At 61.7% G+C, this 6,238-nt stretch carries 6 protein-coding genes; all 6 read left to right on the top strand.

All coding sequences use genetic code 11. The features are described from left to right. Positions 1-606, top strand: a 606-nt coding sequence (locus EQG76_RS06035) for a hypothetical protein (protein ID WP_159711517.1), incomplete at its 5' end; no start/stop codon positions are given. A gap of 355 nt (positions 607-961) precedes the next feature. Next, a complete protein-coding gene (locus tag EQG76_RS06030; RefSeq protein ID WP_159711515.1) occupies positions 962-1,309 on the top strand; it encodes a DMT family transporter in 348 nt (115 codons plus the stop codon). Continuing rightward, complete coding sequence (locus EQG76_RS06025) at positions 1,306-1,884, top strand: TetR/AcrR family transcriptional regulator (protein WP_159711513.1); 579 nt, start codon at positions 1,306-1,308, stop codon at positions 1,882-1,884. The genes EQG76_RS06030 and EQG76_RS06025 overlap by 4 nt, the downstream gene beginning before the upstream one ends. A 258-nt stretch (positions 1,885-2,142) precedes the next feature. After that, the gene (locus tag EQG76_RS06020) at positions 2,143-4,206 is read left to right on the top strand and encodes a TonB-dependent receptor domain-containing protein (protein ID WP_200840592.1); all 2,064 of its coding nucleotides are present in this window, start codon (positions 2,143-2,145) and stop codon (positions 4,204-4,206) included. Between the two features lie 57 nt (positions 4,207-4,263). After that, positions 4,264-5,604 carry a TolC family outer membrane protein gene (locus tag EQG76_RS06015; protein ID WP_235031225.1) on the top strand — a complete coding sequence of 447 codons (1,341 nt, stop codon included), beginning with the start codon at positions 4,264-4,266 and terminating at the stop codon, positions 5,602-5,604. 195 nt (positions 5,605-5,799) lie between these two features. Next, positions 5,800-6,102: a DUF4326 domain-containing protein gene (locus EQG76_RS06010; protein WP_159711509.1), complete on the top strand. Its 303-nt coding sequence runs from the start codon at positions 5,800-5,802 to the stop codon at positions 6,100-6,102. Positions 6,103-6,238 lie beyond the last annotated feature (136 nt).

Genomic DNA, 6,238 nt, shown 5'->3' with positions numbered 1-6,238 from the left:
GCAGCGCTCCTGATCATCCCCAGGCAAGCCCCCAAATTTACCCGTTTCGTCAAAGCGGTCCGGTACAAGGATGTAGAGGTAACGATACGCGAGGACTTTATCGAGGCTCGCGAAGGGGTGGAAGAACTGAAGCTGACGGTTGGAGGAACCGTCCCGACCTCCATCGATCCAAAGGACAAGGTGCTGCAATTGTTCGAGATCGATCCGTCATTGGCAGTCGTTGAGGTCTGGCGGAACTTCGAAAGCAAGGCGGCAGCCATGATGCGCGACAGCGAGCTTCTCCGGGGGCCCCATACAACGCTGGTGCGCTTGGTGAGCCGCCTTGAGAAGGCGGGCAAAATCTCAAGAAGCGACTACAAGTTGTTCTGGCAGTTGCGGGACATACGCAACGCCAGTGTTCATGCTCATGACAAGGCGGCGCTCACCCTTGCGGAAGTATTGGAGTTCAGGGATTTCGTGGACTTGTTCTTAAAGAGGCTCGAACTAGTGAAAGGCGAGCGCAGATTCATCGATGCTCCCTACGAACCTCCCTCACCCCAGTACACCATGCTGCTGCCTGATGACCTTCCGGAGCAACTCAAGCCAGCTTTCCCACCCTCAAGCTAACAGCGTCTAAGTCCTCGACGCGACTCCCGCGTCGACGGCCGCACGAAACTGGTAGTCTCTTTCGCCCAGCACCTAAGTTCTGGCACTGCCGGCTTCTTCGTTGGCTGCCGAGTACTCGGGCGCCTAACGGGCGCGACAACACGCAATACATCCTGACCGTCACCGCGCCGCCGGCCGTTTGGTACTGCCTACACGCCGTCGCCGACCAGGCCGCGATCATTCACCGGCTACAGGCTTGAGAACGAAGCTAACCAGGGAGAATGCGGAAGAACACGAGAGATTTTGGGAGTTGCGATCATACCAACCGGTTGGTATCTTCCTTCCACGACGGAGTCCGCACCGAGAGAGTTCGCCTATGCCCTCTTCCCTGTCCGCCTATGGGTTGCTCGCCTTCGCCATCGTTTTTGAGGTGGCAGGGTCTTCGATGCTTCAGAGATCAGAGCAGTTTACGAGGTTCATCCCAGCTGTAGCGACAATTGCGTGCTTTGCCGCTTCACTATTCTTCCTGTCGCAAGCGTTAAAGGCCATCCCGCTCGGCGTCGCTTATGCGATCTGGGGCGGCGTGGGGATCATCCTGACCACCCTCGTCAGCGTCTTCGTGTTCCGCTTCACGGTCGATCTGGCTGCCATCATCGGGATCGCCCTGATCGTGGCGGGCGTCGTGGTGATAAACGTCTTCTCAAACAGTGTGGCCCACTCGTGAGCACGCAAACGGGCTATACCCGCAAGAAACAGCCGGACAAGGTGCGGCGTGCTCTACTCGATCAAGCAGCCAAGCTGGCCGTTAAGCAGGGGCTAGCTGCGGTCACCATACAGGCCGTGGCGCAGGCGGCTGGTGTAACCAAAGGCGGATTGTTCCACCACTTCCCTGACAAGCATGCGCTGATCGAGGGCGTGTTCTTGGACCTGCTCCAGCATTTCGATGCCGAGATCGATGCATTGATGGAGCAGGATCCTGAGCCATGGGGACGCTTCACGCGGGCCTATGTGAACACGTTGTACACCAAGCGCGAACTAGAGATTGAAAGCCGATGGGCCGCACTTTCGGCGTCGTCGGTGGCTGATCCAGGGCTTCGATGGTTGTGGGCCGAATGGCTCGCAAGGAGGCTCGATAGGCACAAGGAGACTGATGACGGCATGGACCTCGCCATAGTCCGCCTCGCTGCTGACGGCGTGTGGTTAGCTGGCCTGTTGGACTTTGGGTACCGCCTGCTGCCCAATCAGGAAGATCTGCGTGCTCGACTGATCGCCATGACGAAGAGCGCCGGCGATCTATAGTGTTAACAATTGAGGTGCAGCAGTAACTGGCTAGACACTTGATGATATTGTAATAATAATCAATTAGTTATAAAAGATATTCATTTACAATTTCTTGCTAGATTGCATAGGTGCGGCCCTGTTAGAGCTAAGGACTTGCTTTCTCCGTACCGGCAATGGTGTGCCGAGTGGCGGTAATCGCTCTGCTTGAGCGGCTCGTCCTGCGCTCAGTGCCACATCTGCGGAGTAAGAAGCATTATGAGACCGGACCCCGGCTCCTTGGCGCGCAGGCTATTGCTGACCTCGGTCCTGACCGCCGCCACCTTCCAGCCGGCTTTTGGTCAAACCAACGACGAGGCTGCGCAACCCATGCTAGAGGACGTAACAGATGCGCCCGCTATTGAAGCGTTCGGGGAAGCGGACGATGCCATTCGGCTCTCGCCAGTGGTGGTGACCGCTACCGGAGCCCCGGTCGACCTAAGGGATGCGCCGGCCAGCATCAGCGTCATCACCCGCGAGGACATTGAGCGCCAGCCGACCAACGACCTGGCGACGGTACTGCGCCGTATTCCCGGCGTGACCGGTGGCTATGGCCCGGAAGGCGAGGCGTCCAAGATCAAGCTGCGCGGGCTGCCCGACCAGTACACCTTGATCCTAGTGGATGGGAAACGGGTCGGCAGTTCGGCCGACACCAACTATCGCCGCGATCTCGGCCGCCAGGACCTGAACTGGATCACGCCCGACCTGATCGAGCGGATCGAGGTGGTCCGCGGCCCGATGTCGTCCCTGTACGGCTCCGATGCCATGGGGGGGGTGATCAACATCATCACACGCAAGACCGGGGGGAGCTGGGCCGGGTCGGTCACTTCCAACTACACGCTCGCCGAAGATTCCGATCGCGGCGATGCCTACCAGCTGGGCTTCAGCGGCAGCGGCCCGCTCACCGACACGCTGGGATTGCGCTTGAGCGGCAGCGTCTCGCAGCAGGATCCCGACGAGACAGATGAGCTGGGTGCCGGCGGTTTCGAGAACCAGAACATCGACGCTCAGCTGAACTGGGACTTCACGCCCAGCCAGAACCTCGCGCTCGACCTTGGCTACGGCAAGCAGCGGGCTGAGAGTTCGTCGAAGACGGATGAAGAAGGCGAGCCCCTCCAAGACGCCTGGGGTGCAACCAAGTTGGAGCGTCGATCGATCGGCCTCACCCATGAGGGCGACTGGGGCTTCGGCCGGTCGACGCTGGCGATCTACCAGAACGAGTTCAAGAACGAGATCGACGACGGCAAGTCGGATTCGACCGAGCAGTTCATCGATGGCAGCTTCAACCTGCCGGTCGACTTCCTGTTCCCGCAGGCCATCACGATCGGCGGTCAGTGGAAGCGAGAGAAGCTGACCAACACCCAAACGATCGGCACCGTCCCGGTCGACTATGAGGGCAATCCGGTGAGCGGTGCCACGGTGGATGGCGACACCTCGGCGCTGTTCATCGAGGACGAGATCTACCTCCTGGACAACCTGTCCCTGACGCTCGGCCTGCGAGGCGACTTCCATGACGAATATGGGAGCCATGCCAGTCCGCGCGCCTACCTAGTCTATCACCCTCTGCCGGAATGGACCCTGCGCGGCGGTGTCGCCCGTGGCTTTCGGGCGCCCAGCTTAACGGAAAGCACCGCCGGCGCGGCGACCTTCTCGCGCGGCTTTGGCTGCACCAGCCTGATCCCGCTCGGCTACGTGTCCGGCGGCTGCTACATGGCGGGCAATCCTGACCTCGAACCGGAGACCAGCACCAACTACGAGGTCGGCGTCGGCTACCACAATGATGACGGCTGGGACCTGGGCCTCACCTATTTCCACACCGACTTCAAGAATAAGATCGACTATGCGCCGCTCGGTTTCTTCAACGGCCAGTGGTGGACCCAGATGCAGAATGCCGAGAAGGCGCGCACCCAGGGCCTGGAAGGCTCGGCGGTGGTGCCGGTTGTCGATAGCCTGATCTGGCGGACCAACTTCACCTACATGATTGAGGCGAAGAACCTCACGACCGGCGCAGACCTACTGTCGACGCCGGAATGGTCAGTCTGGTCGGCACTCGACTGGCAGGCCACGGAGACGATCTCCGCCGAGTTCTCCGCAGACTATGCCAGCAAGCAGCTAGGCGGCGGCGATACCTTCGCTAAAGCCTACGTACTGTTCAACCTAACCGGCGCCTACCAGCTCAACGAGAACCTGACCCTACGGGCCGGCGTCCTCAACATCGCGAACGAGGACACTGCAGACAATGGCTCGACCGACTTCTACGTACCCGGGCGACGCTACTTCGCCGGGCTCACTGCGCGCTTCTGATCCTCTGGAAGCCTACAGCCTCGCTTGATTCACAGCTTACTGGAACCTGGAATGCGGTTGAAGAAGTTCTTGGTGCTCGCTTCGGCCCTGGGAGCCTTTGCTGCGGGTACCGCCGAGGCGCAGACGCTGCAGGAAGCCCTCGCGAATGCGTACAGCACCAATCCCGAGTTGGGTGCTGCCCGCGCGCAGCTCCGGGCGACCGATGAACAGGTTTCGCAGGCACTTTCGGGCTATCGGCCGCAGGTGAGCGGGACAGCCAGCTATAATGCGGTGGACATGGACTCCAGCGTTGGCAAAGCCACGCTCGACTCCTCATCGATCGGCCTGAGCGTGACTCAGCCGCTCTACCGGGGCGGCGGGCTGGATGCCAACCTGCGCGCCTCGGAGAACACGGTCCGCGCCAACCGCGCCAACCTGATCGTGACCGAGCAGCAGGTGCTCTACGACGCAGTGCAGGCCTATGCCGGCGTATGGCGCGACCGCTCGGTCCTGGAACTGGCGATCAACAACGAGAAGCGGCTGCAGCGGCAGCTCCAGGCGACCCGCGACCGGTTCAACGTCGGCGAGGTGGCGCGCACCGATGTGGCCCAGGCCGAGGCGCGGCTGTCTGCGGCCACGGCCTCGCGGGTCGAGGCGGAAGGGCTGCTCGCCAACTCGATCGCCACGTTCCGGCGGATCATCGCCCAGGAGCCGCAGAACGTCGACCAGCCGGTCCGTCCGGCCGCTCTCCCGGCCAACGAGGCGGAAGCCCAGGAGTTGGCAGCCGCCAACCCGAACATCGCGACTGCGCAGTACACGCTGGCGGCCGCCAAGGACGATGTCGACGTCGCGTTCTCGAGACTCCTGCCGCAGGTCGACCTGCGCGCTAGCGCCTCCTACGCAAATGAACCTTCGACCAACTTAGCTTGGCAGCGTGATGGGCAGATAGGCATTCAGGTCACCGTACCCCTCTATCAGGGCGGTACCGAATATTCGCAGGTCCGCCAGAACAAGCAGCTCGCGCGGCAGCGGGACGAGCAGTTGGTCTCCACCCAGCGCAGCGTCGCGGAGAACGTGACTACGGCCTGGAAAACCCTGCAGACCAGCACCTCCAACATCCAGTCGCGCCAGGCCCAGGTGCGCGCCAACCGGATCGCGCTAGAAGGCGTGGAGCAGGAGGCCCAGGTCGGTTCGCGCACTGTGCTCGACGTGCTCGACGCCGAGCAGGAACTGTTCGGTTCCCAGGTTGAGCTGGTGCGCGCCCAGGCCAATGAGGCGATCGCGGCCTATGCGCTGCTGGCCTCGGTGGGCCAGCTTACCGCCGATCGGCTCGACCTGCCGGTCGAGCATTACGACGCCGAGGCCTACTACAAGGAAAACCGCTCCCGGCTGTTTGGGCTGGGCGAGCCGCTAGAGTAAATAATCAATTATCTGCCGGGCGTGCGATCATCGTTACATGTAAACGAAGGTAGTATCCCAGGAGTGATCCTGGCTGCGCATATACTCCTTGAGGGGAGCTAAGGCGCCCTAGACAGCTATGCTGGGCGGATCCTCAGCAATGAGCTTGTACACGCAATCGAACAGCATACAGCCGGCATGGCATGAAGTGCGTAGGTGCCTGTCCTAAACAAGCACTACCACGGCGGCCTCGTGTCCGAGGGCGCGGCCGACATCATGCGCGGGACGCCGTTCGGTAACCCGTTCGTGCTGGGCCGCGACGGCGACCGTGCGGGCGTGGTGGCGCTGGCGCTGTACCGCCGGCACCTGTGGCGCAAGATCCGGCACCAGTCGGGCTTCGCTGATCAGGTCCGTGCGCTGCACGGCTGCAATCTGTGCTGCTGCTGCGCGCCGCTGGCCTGCCCTGGCGACGTGCTGGAGCGGGCGGCCGCCTGGCTGCAGGAGCGTTCACCGGACTAACAATCACCTGATCCGTCCCGGCAAGTCACGGTAACGCCGGATTATTCACCCTGATTCACAGGCGCCCGGGCGCTACCCGGGCGATACCTCTTTTATGATCAACCGAGAACGAACGCTGCGGGCGCTGATCGCGTCC

Origin of the sequence: Geminicoccus flavidas, assembly GCF_009806515.1 — a bacterium.
GTDB lineage: Bacteria > Pseudomonadota > Alphaproteobacteria > Geminicoccales > Geminicoccaceae > Geminicoccus > Geminicoccus flavidus.
Note: the sequence above shows the minus strand (reverse complement) of the source record. Positions and strands in the feature narration are given on the sequence as shown.

Coding starts and splice junctions, on each gene's coding strand:
- EQG76_RS06030 (WP_159711515.1), top strand. CDS start 962: ATGCCCTCTTCCCTGTCCGCCTATGGGTTGCTCGCCTTCGCCATCGTT.